This window comes from Pseudomonas sp. GCEP-101, assembly GCF_025133575.1.
GTDB classification, from domain to species: domain Bacteria; phylum Pseudomonadota; class Gammaproteobacteria; order Pseudomonadales; family Pseudomonadaceae; genus Pseudomonas; species Pseudomonas nitroreducens_B.
Map to the genome: position 1 here is coordinate 569,936 of NZ_CP104011.1, position 17,302 is coordinate 587,237.

A 17,302-nucleotide genomic window follows, 5' to 3' on the forward strand; every position below is an offset into this window, starting at 1 on the left:
GTGCACGCTCGTTACTTATAGACGGTGAGAGACAGGCCGCCGAACAGGCAGGCGAACAGGCACACGCGGAACAGCGCCGGGTGCCAGGTGTAGCGGTACAGGCCGATGGAGGCGAAGACGCGGTCGATGCCCCAGCAGATCAGCGCGGCGACCAGGAACATCAGGGTCAGGGTCGGCATGTAGACCCCGTGGAAGGCGATCTCGCGAGGCAGGTCAGGCAGCATGGGTCGATCTTCCAGAAGTGGGTTCGCCATCGCGCAGCGGCGACTGTGGGTCGAGCAGGCTGCTGCGGATGAAGTGCAGGTAGCTGAGCACGCGGCGCAGCGGCGAGCTTTCGAAGTCCGGGGCGCGCGGTTCGTCGGTGTGCTTCACGCAGTCGATGGCCTGCTCCACCGCGGCCAGGGCGCGCTCGCGGTTGGCCTGCCCGGGTTTGACGAACAGGCGGATCAGCGCACGGCCCATGGCGCGGATCGACTGCCGCCACGGCGTCGATTCGGCGTAGCAGGGCTCGCTGGGCAGGTTCTCCTGCTCCACGCGCAATTCGATGATGGCGTGGCCGACTTCCAGCACCACGAAGGTCCAGCGCAGCAGCCGGCGCTGCATCTGCGGGCTGCGCGCGGCCACGCCATAGGCCTGGTTGAGCAGGTCGCGGGTGCCGCTCTCGAAGGACGACACCAGGCCGTCGAGCTTACCGCTGATGGCCTGCACCACGCGCTGGCGCAGGTCCTTCTCCAGGCGACGCCAGAGCCAGGCGCTGGTGGGCGGCATGATCACCGCCGCAACCACCGCGGCGAGACTTTGCGACAGCACCAGGGAGATGTACTCGTTTAGCATGCGCCCCGGATCGTACACGGTGAGGTTCGCCGGGATCGCGCCGAAACTGAAGAACACCAGCAGGCCCAGGCCGTAGCCGGCGTACTTGGGCTTGATCGAGAAGAACGCGCCCACCGCGAACACCGGCGCCAGGGCGAAGGCCAGCAGGGGGAAGCCGTCCAGGTGCGGGAACACGAAGAAGGTTTCGGAGAAGCCGAGGATCGCCGCGAAGAAGGTACCCACGGCCATCTGCATGGCCATCTTCGCCGGGTCGGGAGCTGCCGAGACCAGCGCGGCGACGGCGGCGGCGTTGAGCACGAAGGTGCTGCCGCTGGGCCAGGCGGTCTCGATCCAGAAGATGCCGAACACCAGCACCATCAGCGCGGTGCGCCCGCCGGCCACCAGCGAGGCGACCAGGTTGGCCTTGGGCGAGAAGCCGTGCTTCCAGTTCTCCCGCTCGTGCTTGTGCGCGGCCAGGGAGGCGTGGGTCAGGGCGTAGTTGTAGAGGTCATCGGCCAGTCGATAGAGCAGCTCGCCGGCGGTGTTGTAGTCCAGCAGCGCGGACGGCTCGTCCTGCTCGGCCAGCAGCTGCGCGCGGCCGGAGCGGATGCATTGCATCATCCGCGTGCGATGGCTTTCCAGTTGCGTGGCGAGGCGCTCGGCGTCGCGGTCGGTGACCGACTGACCACGCCACGGGGCGAGCACCTGGGCCAGTTCGTCCAGGCAGGGTTGTAGCGCCCGCAGCACCGCCTGCGCCTCGTGCGCCCGCAGACGCGAGAGCAGTTGGTGCAGCGCGTGGTAGCGGGTGGTGAGCACCATGAACTCGTTGTTCAGGCGCGACAGGCGCCCGGAACGCAGGCGCATGTGGGGGTCTTCGAAGCTGGTGGCGCTGCGCAGCGCCTCAAGGCCCACGGCCTGGGAGGCGAAGGCCACGTTGGCCGCCTCGAAGCGGGGCCGCTCGCCGCCGCCGAGGTTGTCCAGGACGAAGCCGGCGAAGGTGCCGAAGCGCTGGTACAGCGCGCTGCGCATGGCGGTGCTGGAGGTCTGCGGGAACAGCGTGGCGCTGACCACCATGGAACAGAGAATGCCGAGGCTGATTTCCAGCACGCGCCAGATCGCCGACATGAACGCCGCCTCCGGGTGCAGCGTGGCGGGCAGGCCGATCAGCGTGGCGGTGTAGCCGGCGAGCACGCAGGCGTAGGAGCGGAAGTCGCGGTAGCGCGCGGCGCCCACGGTGCACAGGCCGATCCACAACGCCGAGACCAGCAGGAACAGCTCGCGCTGCTGGGCGAAGATGGCGATCAGCGCGACCATCACCGACAGCCCGACCAGGCTGCCGAGAATCCGGTAGAAGCTCTTGGCGAATACCTGGCCGCTCTGCGGCTGCATGACGATGAACACGGTGATGGTCGCCGTGCTCGGCTGCGGCAGCTCAAGGCGCATCGCCAGCCACAGGGTCAGCAGCGCGGCGAGCAGCACCTTGGCGATGTAGACCCAGGTGATGCCGTCGCTGCGCCCCCACTCCAGCAGCGCGCGACGCAGGGCGTCCAGCGGTGCCAGCTGGCGGGTGGCGACGTAGCTTTCGCCGGCCATCTCAGCGCTCGCCCGCCGCGCGGACGTCAACGGTCTCGGGGACCATCTTCGCCTCTCTGGGGCCTTCCTGCTTGTCCATCAGGCCGCCGCCGAGGGCCACGACCAACCCGGCGTGCACGGCCAGGCGCGCGGCGCGCACCTGCTGCTCCACCAACTGCTGCTGGAACAGGCGGGACTGCGCGTTGAGCACGTTGAGGTAGTCGGTCAGGCCGCCACGGTACGCCTTGGTGGCGATGTCGTAGGTGCGCTGCGCCGACGCCACCGACTTGGCGGCGAAGCCTTCCTGCAGCTCCATGGAGTGCATGCGGATCAGTTGGTCGGAGATGCCCTTGAGGGCATTGACCAGCGTCTGGTTGTACTGCGCCACGGCGGCGTCGTAGCCGGCGGATTCCTGGCTCAGCTGCGAGCGGCGGCGACCGCCGTCGAAGATCGGCAGGGAGATCGCCGGGCCGACGCCGTAGGTGAACTTCTCGGCGTTGAGGAATTCCAGCACCCCGCCGCCCACCGCGCTGTAGCCAAGGCTCGCGACCAGGTCGACGTTGGGGTAGAACTCGGCGCGGGCGACATCCACGCCCTTGGCCTGCGCGGCAACCTTCCAGCGGCTGGCGACCACGTCGGGACGGTGGCCGAGCAGCTCCATCGGCAACTTGCTGGGCAGGCCCGGCCCTTCGGCGAGCTTCAGGCTCGGCCGCTGGATCGAGGCGCCAGCGCCGGGGCCTTTGCCGGCCAGGGCGGCGATCTGGTTGCGAGTGAGCTGGATTTCCTCATCCACCGCCTCGATCTTGCGCTCGGTTTCCGGCAGCGGGACTTCCGCCTGGCTGACTTCGAAGTGCGTGCCGATGCCCCCGGCCAGGCGGCGCTGGGCCAGGGCCAGGATGCCCTGCTGCTGCGCCAGCATGGCCTTGCCGATGTCGAGCTTGGCGTATTGCAGCGACAGCTGGATGTAGGCGCGGACGATGTTGCCCTCCAGCTCCAGCTGGGCCATGCGCGCTTCGGCGGCGGTCATCTTGGCGATGTCCAGGTAGCGCTCGGTGTTGCTGCGCTCGCGGCCCCAGAGGTCCAGGGAATAGTTGAAGCCCAGGGCGGCGTTGTTGTTGAAGGTGGTGCTGTCGGCCAGGTCGCCCGGGCCGTAGAAGTAGTCGGTCGGCCAGCGGTGGCGGGTCAGCGAGGCGTCCACGCCGATCTGCGGCGACTCGGCGGACTCGGCGACGCCGGCCATGGCCATGGCCATGCGCACCCGCGCCTCGGCCTGGGCCAGGGTCGGGCTGCCTTCCAGCGCGGCCTGCACCCAGGCATTCAACTGCGGATCACCATAGGCGCGCCACCACTGCTCGGCCGGCCAGCCAGCTTCCTGGTTGGCGTGCGCGATGGCGGCGTCGGTGGCCAGCTCGGTGTCGCCCAGGCGCTGTTCCTGCGGGGCGATGCCGTTGGTGCTGATACATCCGGCGATTGTTGAAAAAATGACAAAGGAGCCGACGAACGTCAGTCCTTTCATGAGGCGACGCGACACAATGAGAGTCCTGGAAGGTAGGAGTGCGTTCAGCTTAGTAGGAGAGCGAGAGCCAATTGCGGCGATTGAATTCTAGATAGGCCGACAGGAACGGATAAGCCGGCTGAATTGCGATTGTTTGTTACCGATAATGAAACAATATGTGTCCCCATCCGTGTGACAATAGGCCGCCCCCGCTCTGTTCCGCGCATTGCCACCGTTCAAGGACATGCCGCCGCCGGCCACGCACTGATGCAATCACGTCGCCACCCGGAACAGATGCCCCACTGACGAGGCCTCAATGGACACACTGCAGACCATGCGTGCGTTCGCCTGTGTCGCGGAAACCGGCAGTTTCACCGCCGCCGCGCAACAGCTGAACACCACCACCGCCTACGTATCCCGTGCCGTTGCCAACCTGGAATCGCACCTGCGCACTCGGCTGCTCAACCGCACCACCCGACGTATCGCCCTCACCGAGGCCGGCCAGCGCTACCTGCTGCGCTGCGAACAGATCCTCGCCTACGTCGAGGAGGCCGAAGCCGAGGCCAGCGACGCCCACGCCCGCCCCGCCGGCCGCCTGCGCGTGCACTCGATGACCGGCATCGGCCAGCATTACGTCATCCGTGCGATCGCCAACTACCGCCAGCTGCACCCGGACGTGACCTTCGAGCTGACCATGGCCAACCGCGTGCCGGACCTGCTCGACGAAGGCTTCGACGTGGCCATCGTGGTGGCCTCGGAACTGCCCGACTCGGGCCTGGTGTCCCAGCGCATCGGCGAGACCTACAGCATCCTCTGCGCCTCGCCGGACTACCTGGCCCGCCGCGGCACGCCGAAGACGCCGTCCGAGCTGATGGAGCACGACTGCCTGCGCCTGATTAGCCCGGTGCTGCCGCTGGACAAGTGGCTGTTCGACGGCCCCAACGGCCAGGAGATGATCACCCTCGGCCCCTCGCCGTTCCAGGTGAACGTCGGCGACGCCATGACCGAGGCCATCGGCTCGGGCATGGGCATCAGCGCCCTGCCCGTGTATTCGGCCATCGACGGCCTGCGCGACGGTTCGCTGGTGCGCGTGCTGCCGCACTACAAGCTGCAGATCCTCAACGTGTATGCGCTGTATCCGTCGCGACAGTACCTGGACGCGAAGATCAAGACCTGGGTGGCCTACCTGCGGGAAAATCTTCCCGGTGTGCTCCAGGCCGATGGCGCCGGGCTCGCGGATGTGGGACCCTGACCGACCTGTTCGTCGTGTTTCGCGGGCAAGCTCACTGTGTAACTCCTTACCCCGGTGTTCAGTGAGCTTGCCCGCGAACCTCCCCTCCGCCCTACCCCCGACACCCTGTAGGAGCGAGCTTGCTCGCGAACCGCTTGGCACCGAAGCCGCCAGCACATCCATTGGCCAGCAAGCGCTGGGCCCCCTCGCTCCGGCCCACACCACAGCGGTCGATAATCGCCCGCCGCGCCTGTCGGCCTTGCGCCGCTCTGGCCCGCTGGTGGTAGGGTAATGCCCTCCCGTTTCCCAGCCGTCCGAGCGCCATGAAAAAGAACGTCTTCGTCTTCAGCCGCCTTGCCCCGGAACACCTCGACCGTCTGCGCAGCCAGTTCAACGTGACCGTGCTCGACCCCAAGCAGGGCGACGTCGATGCCCAGTTGGCCGCCGCCCTGCCGACCACCCACGGCATGATCGGCGTCGGCCGCCCGCTGGGCGAAAAACAGCTGGCCCAGGCTACGCAGCTGGAAGTCATTTCCAGCGTCTCGGTCGGTTACGACAACTACGACCTGAACTACCTGAACCAGCGCAGCATCCCGCTGACCAATACCCCGGACGTGCTCACCGAGACCACCGCGGACCTCGGCTTCGCGCTGATCATGGCCGCCGCCCGGCGTACCGCCGAGCTGGACGCCTGGACCAAGGCCGGGCAGTGGAAACGCACCGTGGATGCCCAGCAGTTCGGCGTCGACGTGCACGGCAAGAAGCTCGGCATCCTCGGCCTCGGCCGCATCGGCGCGGCCATCGCCCGTCGCGGCCGCTTCGGCTTCAACATGGACATCCTCTACCACGGCAACCACCGCAAGCCGGAGCTGGAGGCGGAGTTCGGCGCACGCTTCTGCGGCTTCGACGAACTGCTGGGCGAGGCGGACTTCGTCTGCGTGGTGGTACCGCTGTCGGACAAGACCCGCCAACTGATCGGCAAGCGCGAGCTGGAGCTGATGAAGCCCACCGGCATCCTGGTGAACATTGCCCGCGGCCAGGTGATCGACGAAGCGGCGCTGGTGGAAGCGTTGCAGGACAAGCGCATCCTCGCCGCCGGCCTGGACGTCTACGAGAAGGAGCCGCTGGCCGAGTCGCCGCTGTTCGCCCTGCCCAACGCGGTGACGCTGCCGCACATCGGTTCAGCCACCCACGAAACCCGCCGGGCCATGGCCGAATGCGCGCTGGATAACTTCGAAGCCGCGCTGCGCGGCGAGCGGCCGAAGAACCTGGTCAATCCGCAGGTCTGGAAAGGCTGATCGCGCGCCGCTTTTCGTAGGACCGAGGGGGCGCCTAGCCCTTGCTCGCGAACCGCTCCGCAGCGGGGCTGGTTCGCGAGCAAGCTCGCTCCTACAAGAAGCATTTAGCCAGCGCAGGCTGCAGCCTTGTAGGACGCATAACCTGGAACAGGTTATCCGCCGGAACCTCTGCGGCGGATAACGCTGACGCGTTATTCGCCCTACGACGCCATGAGGATCATCACGCCCGCGCCGGCTGCATCACCGGCCTGGGCTTGCGGAACACCAGCACGTTGCCCGCCATCACCAGCCCCAGCCCGGCCAACGCCGGCAGGCTCCACTGGTAGCCCTCGGCGAAGGCCGAGACGTTGAGCGCCACCACCGGGAACAGCACCGTGCAGTAGGCCGCGCGCTCCGGCCCCATGCGCCCCACCAGCGTGAGGTAGGCGGTGAAGCCGATCACCGAACCGGGAATCGCCAGGTACAGCAGCGACCCCACGTACTGCGCGCTGGCATCGAACGTCAGCGGCACGCCCTGCACCAGGCAGATCGCCAACAGGATGAGCGAGCCATAGAACATGCCCCAGGCGTTGGTGGACAGCGGCCGCAGCCCGGCCTTCTGTTGCAGGCTCGACAACAGATTGCCCGCCGAGAAACACAGGGTGCCGAGCAGCGCCAGGCCCAGGCCATAGAAGGTTTCCCGCGAGGCCTCGTGCCCGGACAGCTCCGGCCAGAACAGCAGCGCCAGCCCCGCCAGGCCGAACGCGCCGCCGCCCAGCACGTTGGGCGCGATGCGCTGGCCGAAGAACAGTCGCGCATTCAGGGCGTTCCACAGCGTCGCGGTGGAAAACACCACGGCCACCAGCCCGCTGGGGATCCACTGGCTGGCGGTGTAGAAGCACAGGAAGTTCACGCAGAACAGGCACACCCCCTGGGCGAAGCAGATCGCCTGGCCGCGCCGCCCCAGCGGTTGCAGCTTCCTGGAGAGCAGCAGCACGGCGAACAGCACCAGCGCCGCCAGGCTGAAGCGGTAGGCGATGGACAAGGGGATGGCGACCACGCCGACCTGCAACTTGATGGCGATCCAGGTGGTGCCCCAGATGAGCACGGTGAGCAGGTAGAGCGAGAGGTTCATGGGGCGGTCTCCAAAAATCCAGCGCCGCCAGTCTCCCGCCGGCCCCCGGCGCGGGCTTGCAGATTCTTGCGCTTATTGCGACAACCGGGCTGGCAAGGCGCGCCCGCGCGGGTAGAGTGACGACAACAGAGGAACCCGCATGTCAGCCATTTCCCAGCTCGAAGTCTTCCAGTCGATGAACGCCTCGCCCAACGCCCGCCTGGAGCGTTGCGCGGAGCTGGGCGACGGGCTGTCCGCGGCGATCTGGAGCAACAGCCACGACGCCCGCGACTACCACGCGCCGAGCCACCACACGCTGTCGTGTTACCTGAACGACGGCACCGGCACCTTTCGCCGTGGCGCACCAGGCAGCAAGGGCGCGCCGGACAAGCTCTGCGTCATGCCGGCCGGCGCCGAGTCGGCGTGGATCGTCAACGGCGACATCCGCCTGGCGCACCTCTACATCGGCCAGGAGCAGTTCGCCCTCGGTTGCATCCGCCTGCTCGACCGCGAACCGCGCGAGCTGCAATTGCACGAACGCACCTTCCTCGACGACCCGCAGCAGGCCGCGCGCTTCCGCCAGCTGGTGAAACTCGACTGGCACGAGCCGGGCGAACGCATCCGCACCAGCACACTGGCCCACGACCTGATCGACCACCTGCTGCTGAACCAGGTGGGCCTGCGTGAAGGGCTTCGCCTGAAGGGCGGCCTGGCGCCGACCATGCGCCGGCGCGTGGCCGACTACATCGAGCAGCGCCTGGACCAGCCGCTGTCCCTGGGCGAACTGGCGATGCAGACGGCGCTGTCGGAATACCACTTCGCGCGGATGTTCCGCGAAAGCTTCGGCATGCCGCCGCACCAGTACGTCCTGGCCCGCCGCGTGGCCCTCGCCCAACGCCTGCTGCGCGACACCCGCCAGCCGCTCAGCCAGGTGGCGCTGGCCTGCGGATTCTCCAGCGCCAGCCACTTCGCCAATCGATTCAAATCGGTGGTGGGGGGAACGCCTGGGGAGTACCGACAGGCGTTCGAGGAGTAGCGTTTCGACCGTGTACCTGCCGGTGCGCGGTTCGCGAGCAAGCTCGCTCCTACGAAGAGCACCTCCCTCTCGGCTCTGGCTCTGGCTCTGAAGGCTTCCAGAGAAACACCCGCGCGCTCCGAGTGCCCCGTTCAGGAGGCCGAGTGGAAGCGGAGTTTCAGGGGTTGAGCGGCATGGATGCCGCGAGAGCCGCGATGGGCCAGGGATGGCCCACCGCGGCGGGCCCCTGAAACTTCGCTGGAGCGAGGGAATTTTTCGCCTAAGCGAAAAACCGGATGTCCGGGGCAAGACCTTTGCCTTCTTTGGGGCGTTTGCCAAAGAAGGTCGCCCGAGGGGGCGAAACAAGAAGCCTGTGCGCACACCGGAGCGGCGCTGAAATACCCAAGCTGAGGCAGCACCTCCTAAACATTGGAGCCAGTACAGACGCCGGCCCTGCCGGCGGATCGCGGGCATGGCCCGCTCCTACAAGGGAGGCGCTAGCGGGGATGCGTCAGCCAAGCACCGCCAGCACGCCGCCAAACACCGGCATGGCCGCCGCCGTCGGCAAGGCCCAGCGCGGCCGCCAGGCCAGCAGCAGGACCAGCACCGCGCCGGCAATCATCAGCAGGCACGCCCAGTAGACGATGCCCAGCTCCACCCCCAGGCGGTGAACCGCATAGGCCAGCGCCAGCGCGCCATCCACCCCCGCGGCGAGACGCAGCAGGCGCACCCGGGACTGGGACGGAGCGCTGCCCAACAGATCGCGGTGATGGCGCGACAGCGACAGGCACGCCGCCGCCAGCGCCAGCAGGTTGAGACCGAACACCAGCAGCATCAGGCGTACTCCTCGTGACGGGCACGACGCGGACGAGCAGGCTCGGCACGCGCCTGCCCCAGGCGCCAACCGAGGAAGGCGCACAACACGCCGATCAACAGCAGGCCGAGGTCGATGCCGGCCATCAGCCAGTCGCCCTGGGCGACGTGCGTCGTCAAGCGCCCCGGCTCGGGGCCGCACAGGCTCAGCACCGGCAGCAGCAGGGCCAGCGCCGCCAGGGCGGCGAACTGCTCGCGGGCCATGGCGCGGCTGCCCCGGCGCAGGAGTGCGTGGGCCAGCGCCAACAGCCAGACCACCACGAACGCGGTGGCTTCCCAGCGCGTGCGCTGCGGCAGGTCGACCGGCAGCAGGCGCGAGGCCGCCAACAGGCCGAGCGACGCCAGCGGCAGGCCGCCGCAGACCGCGCCATTGAGCGTGCGCACCAGCGCCACGCCACGGTGGCCGCGGGTTTCGCGCTTACTCACCCACACCTGCAGGCCGCCGAACACCATCACGCAGCCCACCAGTCCGAGGACGAAATACATCACCCGCAGCAGGTCGTTGCCGAACTGCGCCATGTGCAGCCCGGTCAGCCAGGCGTAGGTCTTGTAGCCCGGCTGGTAGGGCTTCTGCACGTGCAGCAGCGCGCCGGTGCCGGAATCGAAGGACACGGTGCGCTGGTCGTTGACCATGCTCTTGTCCACCGCCTTGCGGATCTGCACCATCGCCGACGCATCGTTGGGGTGTTCGATGTTGATCCAGCCGACCTGGCTGTCATCGCCCCAGGCCGTGCGTGCCTTGAGGATCATGGTGTCGATGGACTTCGGCGGCTTGGCCGGCTTGCCCAGTTCCTCGCGGTCGAAGGCGCCCTGCACGTCATGGAAGAAATGCTCCAGGTCGTCCTTGTAGGCCACCTTGATGCCCGCGGTCATGTAGAAGGTGATGAAGATCGCCAGGCCCGTGTAGGCCATCAGCAGGTGGAACGGCAGGCCGAGCACGCCCAGCACGTTGTGCGCGTCGAGCCAGGCGCGCTGCTTCGCCGCTTTCGGCCGCAGGGTGAAGAAGTCCTTGAAGAGGCGTCGGTGGACGATCACCCCGCTGACCAGCGCCACCAGCATGAACACGCCGGCCACGCCGACCACGTAGAGGCCGAGCAGGCCGCCGTGCAGCTCGTAGTGCAGTTCGAGGAAGAAGTTGCCGCCGACGGTCGCCGGCAATACCTCGCCGCTCTGCGCGTCCACCCGGAAGGACTGGAACTCGCTGAAGTCCGCCGGCTCCCAACCGGCCGTCCAGTAGGGCATGCGCTCGGTAGGCGGGTGCATCCAGTAGCCGTGGGCCTTCGGCGCGCGTTCGACGATCAGCTCGCGCACCTGGTCGGCGCCGACGCTCACCTGCTCCAGCCTGTGCAGCTGTGGTGTCATCCAGCGGGTGAGTTCCTTGTCGAATACCGCGACGGTGCCGGAGAACAGCACGACGAAGAGAATCCAGCTGACCAGCAGCCCCGCCCAGGTATGCAGCCCGGACATCGATTGGCGCAGGCTCATGGGCGCACCCCATAGGCAGCTGGCAGGAAGGCCGCCGCGCCCAGCACGGCGCTCAGCAGCACCGGCAGCCAGACCGCGCGCCAGGGGCTCCTGGCGCCGAATGCATAAAGAATCGCCGCGACCCAGACGATGAAGCACGCCAGACTGGCCAGCGACACACGGTCCGGCCGTGACATCGGCAGGTAAACGCTGAGGAATGCCGTGGCGCTGTACGCCAGGGCGTAGCCCGCGACCACCGCGCTGAGAATACGGGCCGCCAGGGCACCGGCGTGGGCAGCGCTCATGCGTGGGCTCTCGGAGGAATCGGGCGCGGGGCATCACACATCGGACGGAATCCTGCGGGGCGGCCCGGACCAGGCCCGGGCGCGCGATTGAAAAGCGTAATTATATGATATTGCTTCTCAATTAAAACAACTCAACACCGCCATTTGTGAGCATCTGTGTCGGAAAGTCGCTGAACGGCATAGGTGGCGGTCACGTCCATGGCGCGCAACAGGCTGTTCATCATCAGGTCCGCCTCGGCCGTGACGCGCGCCGGTGGCGGCTCCTGCAGGAGCCGCGAGGCGCCGGGCGTCAGCTCGACGGCGGCCACCACCGAGCCCTTGCCGAACAGGTATTCGTAGATCAGCAGGTAGTCCGTGCCGGGTAGGTCCTTGAACTCGGCGATACGCCGCAGCACGTTGATCGAGCCGAGTATCCAGTCGCGGCTTTCGGTGAACTCCAGCACGCCCAGGCTCCAGGTCTGGCTCGCCTCGTCGTAGTGGTTCCAGGCCGGCGAGCGCTGGTGTTGGCTCCACCCGGCCACCCAGGCCGCTGCCGTGGTGCCCTGCCCGAGTTCGCACAGCTCGCTCCAGGTGAGGCCGCCTCGTCGCAGGTGATTGCCATCCAGCCACTGCTCGAGGTCGGCGAAACAGGCCGCGGAACCCGCTTCCTGGCGGAGGAAGTCCTCGAGCCGGGAACGACTGATGGAAACCTTCAGATACAGCTGACATGGCTCGGCCATGGGGCGCCCTCTTTTCTGATCCAAGGATTTGCCAGGGGACGCGGGTGCGCCCCGGCGGCTGAATCGATAATCCTAGAGGTTCGCCCCAGCGGCGGAGCGCCCAGCGGTTCGACCATGAAGTGGTATTTTTCAGATTCTCTTGTACAACCGTTCAACTTTCCTCGGGCATTTGCGCCAGCCCCGTGTCATCGTCTTCCGTGGCCCTTCGCCGCCTGTTCCATCGCCCGTTGCAGCCCCTCGAACACCCGCGGCGACAGGCACTGGGCGACATTGAAGCGCAGGAAGCCGGTGGCGCTCTGGCTCAGGCTGAAGACATTGCCGGGCGCCAGCACCAGGTTGTCTGCCAGCGCCGCGCGCGAGACGTCGGCCGCGTCCAGCCCGCCGGGCAGGCTGGCCCAGACGAAGAGCCCGCCGCGCGGCTCGATCCACGGCTGGATATCCAGCCCGTGCAGGCGCAGCAGCGTCTCGCCCATGGCGTCGGCCAGGCGCCCGCGCAGGTTGTCCAGGTGGCGCCGGTAACTGCCCTTGCGCAACAGTTCGAAGAGCATCTCGGCGCTGAATGGGCTGCTGCCGAAGCTGGTGGCCAGTTTCAGGTCCACCAGGCGCTCGCACCATTCGGGCTTGGTGGCGATGTAGCCGCAGCGCACCGAGGCCGACAGCGTCTTGGAAAAGCTGCCGACCTGGATCACCCGCTCCAGGCCGTCGAAGGCGGACAGCCGCGGCGCGCTCTCGTGCTCGAAGTCGCCGAAGATATCGTCCTCGACGATCAGCAGGTCATGGGCCTCGGCGAGTTTCAGCAGGCGATGGGCAACCAGCGGCGAGAGCACTGCGCCCGTGGGGTTGTGGAAGGCCGAGTTGGTGATGTACAGGCGCGGGCGGTGCTGTTCCAGCAGGCTCGCCATGGCGGCCACATCCGGCCCGGTGGGCGTATAGGGCACGCCGATCACCTGCACGCGGTGGGCACGCAGCAGGGCCTGGAAGTTGAAGTAGCCGGGGTCGTCCACCAGCACGCAGTCGCCCGGCTCCAGCAGGAAGCGGCAGATCAGGTCGATGGCCTGGGTGCCGTTGTCGGTGAGCACCACCTGCTGCGGGCCGACCGGCACCCCGTAGTCCGCCAGCCGTCGCGCGAGCTGCTCGCGCAGGCCGGCGTGGCCGTAGGGGCGGCCGTACTCCAGCAGGCTCGATTGCGGCGCGCGGGCAATCTGTCGCAAGGCGCGGCGCAGTTCCTCCTCCGGCAGCCAGGACGGCGGCAGCCAGCCGCAGCCGGGTTTGAGCGAAGTGTCCGCGGCCTCCAGGGACTGCCTCGAAATCCACAGCGGATCGATGCTGCGGTCCAGGCTCGGGCCGACATCCGCCAGGGACAGCGGCGGCGCATGGCCGGCCACGTAGAAGCCGGAGCCGCGGCGCGCGGCGATCACGCCGTCGGCGGCCAGCCGATCGTAGGCTTCCACCACCGTCGTCTTGGACACGTCCAGCTGCTCGGCCAACTGGCGAATCGACGGCAAGCGCTCCCCCGGCACCAAGGCCCGGGCGGCCAGGCGCTCGCGCACGTGCTGCATCACCGAATCGACCCGCGTGCTCTTTGGTCTGCCCATGCTGCCCTCGCCTGCCCCGGATAAGGTGTACCGAGATAATTTACGGACAGTTTGCGCAAATTGTACCTTTCTGTCACTGGCCGCCCGGCGGCTTCGCGCGCACGCTGCAAGCTCGCTCTCCTGCCGGATGCCCACCATGAACAACACCCACACCCTGACCACGAACAGCAACCTCGGCGGCTGGCTCAGTGGCTTCCTCGGCGTGCTCATCTTCAGCGGCTCGCTGCCGGCCACCCGGGTGGCGGTGGCCGACTTCGACCCGACCTTCCTCACCCTCGCCCGCGCCAGCATCGCCGGCCTGCTGGCAGCGGCGATCCTGGTCCTGCTGCGGCAGAAGCTGCCGGCGCGCCAGGACCTGGTCCCGCTGCTGGTGGTCGCCGGCGGCGTGGTGGTGGGCTTCCCACTGCTCACCGCGCTGGCGCTGCAGCACGTCAACTCGGCCCACGCCATCGTCTTCGTCGGCCTGCTGCCGCTGGCCACTGCGCTGTTCGGCGTGCTGCGCGCCGGCGAGCAGCCGCGCCCGGCGTTCTGGATCTGCTCGGGGCTGGGCAGCGCGGTGGTGGCGGGCTTCGCCCTGTCGCAGAGCGGCGCGGGCAACGTCACCGGCGACCTGCTGATGCTGGCCGCCGTCGCCGTCTGCGGCCTGGGCTATGCCGAAGGCGGACGCATTGCCCGGCACCTGGGCAGCTGGCAGGTGATCTGCTGGGTGCTGGTGCTGTCCCTGCCGCTGATGCTGCCGCTGGCCTGGTACACCCAACCGGAAACCTTCAGCGGCGCCAGCTGGCCGGCCTGGATCAGCCTGGCCTACGTCTCGCTGTTCAGCATGCTGATCGGCTTCTTCTTCTGGTACCACGGCCTGGCCACCGGCGGCATCGCCGCGGTGGGCCAGCTGCAACTGCTGCAGCCGTTCTTCGGCCTGGCGCTGGCGGGCCTGCTGCTGCACGAGCAGATCAGCCCGCTGATGGCCGGCGCCACCGTCGCCGTGGTGCTGTGCGTGGCGGGGGCGAAACGCTTCGCCCGCTGACCGCCGGCGTCCTTCACAGTCCCGCCCGGGGAAAATCGCGGTATCATCGGGCGTTTGCGTACTCGGCTGGACTGCCGGAAGGACACTCGGATGAAGCCACCCGCCGACTCTCCACTGCCTGCCGTGGAGCGCGACGAACTCGCGCCGCGGCCACGGCTGACCCTGGGCAGCCACGTGCACAGCGGCTTCGACCTGCGCAGCGGGCGCATGCAGAACATCTCGCGGCATCGCGCCGCGCTGGCCTTCCTGTATGGCGACATGCCGGTGTCGGGCAGCGTCACGCCGCGCTCGGGGCGCGAGATCCGGGTATTCCGCGATGACCAGATCGTCCGCGTCAGCCGCGCGCTGGAGCTGGAGCACGCCTGGCGCCTGGACCTGCGCGAGCTGGGCTTCAAGCCGGCGATGCGCCGCAGCGATGCCCTGGAAGACAGCGCCGGGGAGATGTTCGAGCTGCCCGACGACAGCGCCTGGCAGGAATTCATGCGCGAAGGCCTGCCGCGCCTGCGCGAGCAGGGCTGGGAAATCGATATCCGCCCCGAGTTCGTCTTCGACCTCACGCCGGTGAAGAACTGGTACGCCGAGATCGAGGAGACCGACGACCGCCAGTGGTTCGACCTGGAGCTGGGCATCGAGGTGGAAGGCCGGCGCATCAGCCTGCTGCCGGCCCTGATCGAACTGATCCGGCGCATGCCCGCGCTGCTCGACCCGGTCGCCCTCGCCCGCCATGCCGACGATGAGCAACTGGTGCTGCGCCTGGATGCCGGGCGCAACCCGATCCATACCTGGCAGACCGCCTCCGACCGCCCGCTGCGCGTGTCGCTGCCGTTCGGCAGGCTCAAGCCGCTGCTCGGCACGCTGTCGGAGTTCTACCTCGGCGAACAGCCCCCGGTGCGCCGCCTGCGCATGGGCGCGCCGGACGCCGCGCGCCTGACCGAACTGGAAGAGTTGCCGCTGACCTGGCAGGGCGGCGAGCAGCTGCGCGAGATCGCCCATCGCCTGCGCGACTACCGGGCCCAGCCGGCACAGATTCCCGCCGGCCTCAACGCCGAGCTGCGCGCCTATCAGCACGAAGGCCTGAGCTGGATGCAAACCCTGCGTGAAGTCGGCGCCAGCGGCATCCTCGCCGACGACATGGGCCTGGGCAAGACGCTGCAATCGCTCGCCCACGTGCTGCTGGAAAAACAGGCCGGGCGCCTGAGCAGCCCGGCGCTGGTGATCATGCCCACCAGCCTGATCCCCAACTGGCTGGACGAGGCCGAGCGCTTCACCCCCGACCTGCGCGTGCTCGCCCTGCATGGCGCCGGACGGCGCAAGGCGTTCGCGAAGATCGCCGAGCACGACCTGATCCTCACCACCTACGCCCTGCTGCCGCGCGACGCCGAGAAGCTCGCCCAGCACGAGTACCACCTGCTGATCCTCGACGAGGCGCAGAACATCAAGAACGCCACCACCAAGGCTGCCCAGGCCGCACGCCACCTGCGGGCGCGCCACCGGCTGTGCCTGACCGGCACGCCGCTGGAGAATCACCTGGGCGAGCTGTGGTCGCTGTTCCACTTCCTGCTGCCGGGCTGGCTGGGCGATGCGCGGCAGTTCGCCGTGGACTACCGCACGCCCATCGAGCGCCACGGCGACCAGGGCCGCCTGGCGCACCTCGCCGCGCGCATCCGCCCGTTCCTGCTGCGCCGCACCAAGGAGCAGGTGGCCTCGGAATTGCCGCCCAAGAGCGAGTTCATCCAGCACATCGAACTCAGCGAGGCGCAGCGCGACCTCTACGAAACCGTGCGCCTGGCGCTCGATCGCAAGGTGCGCGACGAGATCGCCCGCCGCGGCCTGGCGCGCAGCCGCATCATCATCCTCGAGGCGCTGCTCAAGCTGCGCCAGGTCTGCTGCGACATCCGCCTGGTGAACAAGGAAGCGCCGCCGCCTACCGGCAAGTCGGCGCGCGCGGTCACCTCGGGCAAGCTGGTGTACCTGCTGGACATGCTCGAGGAACTGCTCGCCGAAGGCCGCCGCGTGCTGGTGTTCTCGCAGTTCACCTCGATGCTCGCGCTGATCGGCGAGGCCCTGGCCGAGCGCAACCTGGAGTATGCCCTGCTGACCGGCGACACCCGCGACCGCCGCGCGCCGGTGAAGGATTTCCAGGAAGGCCGCGTACCGCTGTTCCTGATCAGCCTGAAGGCCGGCGGCGTGGGCCTGAACCTGACTGCTGCCGACACCGTGATCCACTACGACCCGTGGTGGAACCCGGCCGCCGAGAACCAGGCCAGCGACCGCGCCTACCGGATCGGCCAGGACAAGCCGGTGTTCGTCTACAAGCTGATCGCCCGGGGCACGGTGGAAGAGAAGATCCAGTTGCTGCAACGCGACAAGGCCGCGCTGGCCGCCGGCATCCTCGAAGGCTCCGGCACCGACTGGCAATTGGACGACGCGGATATCGACGCCCTGTTCGCACCGCTGCCCAAGGCCGTCTGAATCGCCTCGCCCCTTGTGGGGCGAGCGTGCTCGCGAACCCGCCCGGCGATGGTATTTCCCTGGAGCGCACCCTGCGCGCGGTCGCGGGCATGGCCCGCTCCTACAGAACATCCGGCATGGTGAACGTCCGGGCACAGGCGCCGCTTTTTGTAGGAGCGGACCTTGTCCGCGAAATCCCACCCGCCCATCCGCTCAACCCGGCGAACACTCCTGCAACCGTCCCCCTCGCCCGCTTACATGAAAGAACCTTCCTACATCACCAGTGGAAATCCACTACATCGCCCACCACGCGCCTGTAGGAACCTACACCTGCGCCGACACAACGAGCCGGAC

At 68.1% G+C, this 17,302-nt stretch carries 14 protein-coding genes; 5 read left to right on the forward strand and 9 right to left on the reverse strand.

Annotated elements, in window-relative coordinates:
• Window positions 1–11 precede the first annotated feature (11 nt).
• From N0B71_RS02600 to N0B71_RS02610, 3 genes are read right to left on the reverse strand one after another with little or no spacing between them, the layout of a single operon-like run.
• Window positions 12–212, reverse strand: coding sequence for a DUF1656 domain-containing protein (locus N0B71_RS02600; protein ID WP_259759723.1), 201 nt, complete (start codon window positions 210–212; stop codon window positions 12–14).
• 1 nt (window position 213) lies between these two features.
• A complete protein-coding gene (locus tag N0B71_RS02605; RefSeq protein ID WP_259757124.1) occupies window positions 214–2,406 on the reverse strand; it encodes an FUSC family protein in 2,193 nt (730 codons plus the stop codon).
• Between the two features lies 1 nt (window position 2,407).
• Window positions 2,408–3,901, reverse strand: a complete 1,494-nt coding sequence (locus tag N0B71_RS02610; RefSeq protein WP_259757127.1) for an efflux transporter outer membrane subunit — start codon at window positions 3,899–3,901, stop codon at window positions 2,408–2,410.
• 295 nt (window positions 3,902–4,196) lie between these two features.
• Between N0B71_RS02610 and N0B71_RS02615 the strand changes: the two genes are divergently transcribed.
• Together N0B71_RS02615 and N0B71_RS02620 are read left to right on the forward strand one after the other, a co-directional pair.
• On the forward strand, window positions 4,197–5,132 hold the full coding sequence (locus tag N0B71_RS02615; RefSeq protein ID WP_259757128.1) for a LysR family transcriptional regulator: 936 nt from the start codon (window positions 4,197–4,199) through the stop codon (window positions 5,130–5,132).
• Between the two features lie 302 nt (window positions 5,133–5,434).
• Window positions 5,435–6,409, forward strand: a complete 975-nt coding sequence (locus tag N0B71_RS02620; protein WP_259757129.1) for a 2-hydroxyacid dehydrogenase — start codon at window positions 5,435–5,437, stop codon at window positions 6,407–6,409.
• A gap of 220 nt (window positions 6,410–6,629) precedes the next feature.
• On the opposite strand, the gene N0B71_RS02625 is transcribed toward N0B71_RS02620, so the two are convergent.
• Window positions 6,630–7,523 (reverse strand): DMT family transporter, encoded by an 894-nt coding sequence (locus N0B71_RS02625; RefSeq protein WP_259757130.1) that lies wholly within the window; start codon window positions 7,521–7,523, stop codon window positions 6,630–6,632.
• A gap of 139 nt (window positions 7,524–7,662) precedes the next feature.
• Between N0B71_RS02625 and N0B71_RS02630 the strand changes: the two genes are divergently transcribed.
• Window positions 7,663–8,538, forward strand: coding sequence for a helix-turn-helix domain-containing protein (locus N0B71_RS02630; RefSeq protein WP_259757131.1), 876 nt, complete (start codon window positions 7,663–7,665; stop codon window positions 8,536–8,538).
• Between the two features lie 490 nt (window positions 8,539–9,028).
• On the opposite strand, the gene N0B71_RS02635 is transcribed toward N0B71_RS02630, so the two are convergent.
• The 5 genes from N0B71_RS02635 to N0B71_RS02655 all read right to left on the reverse strand — a co-directional run bounded on the left by N0B71_RS02635 (window position 9,029) and on the right by N0B71_RS02655 (window position 13,473).
• On the reverse strand, window positions 9,029–9,352 hold the full coding sequence (locus N0B71_RS02635) for a DUF3325 domain-containing protein (protein ID WP_259757133.1): 324 nt from the start codon (window positions 9,350–9,352) through the stop codon (window positions 9,029–9,031).
• Window positions 9,352–10,875 (reverse strand): PepSY-associated TM helix domain-containing protein, encoded by a 1,524-nt coding sequence (locus tag N0B71_RS02640; protein ID WP_259757134.1) that lies wholly within the window; start codon window positions 10,873–10,875, stop codon window positions 9,352–9,354. Before N0B71_RS02640 ends, N0B71_RS02635 begins: the two co-directional genes overlap by 1 nt.
• A complete protein-coding gene (locus N0B71_RS02645) occupies window positions 10,872–11,159 on the reverse strand; it encodes a DUF3649 domain-containing protein (protein WP_259757135.1) in 288 nt (95 codons plus the stop codon). The genes N0B71_RS02640 and N0B71_RS02645 overlap by 4 nt, the downstream gene beginning before the upstream one ends.
• A gap of 131 nt (window positions 11,160–11,290) precedes the next feature.
• On the reverse strand, window positions 11,291–11,878 hold the full coding sequence (locus N0B71_RS02650; protein WP_259757137.1) for a hypothetical protein: 588 nt from the start codon (window positions 11,876–11,878) through the stop codon (window positions 11,291–11,293).
• Window positions 11,879–12,063: 185 nt separating this feature from the next.
• Window positions 12,064–13,473, reverse strand: a complete 1,410-nt coding sequence (locus tag N0B71_RS02655) for an aminotransferase-like domain-containing protein (RefSeq protein WP_259757138.1) — start codon at window positions 13,471–13,473, stop codon at window positions 12,064–12,066.
• A gap of 127 nt (window positions 13,474–13,600) precedes the next feature.
• Here N0B71_RS02655 and N0B71_RS02660 point away from each other — a divergent pair, with 127 nt between their 5' ends.
• Together N0B71_RS02660 and N0B71_RS02665 are read left to right on the forward strand one after the other, a co-directional pair.
• On the forward strand, window positions 13,601–14,497 hold the full coding sequence (locus N0B71_RS02660) for a DMT family transporter (protein ID WP_442964647.1): 897 nt from the start codon (window positions 13,601–13,603) through the stop codon (window positions 14,495–14,497).
• Window positions 14,498–14,938: 441 nt separating this feature from the next.
• On the forward strand, window positions 14,939–16,969 hold the full coding sequence (locus tag N0B71_RS02665; RefSeq protein WP_259759724.1) for a DEAD/DEAH box helicase: 2,031 nt from the start codon (window positions 14,939–14,941) through the stop codon (window positions 16,967–16,969).
• Window positions 16,970–17,302: the final 333 nt, after the last annotated feature.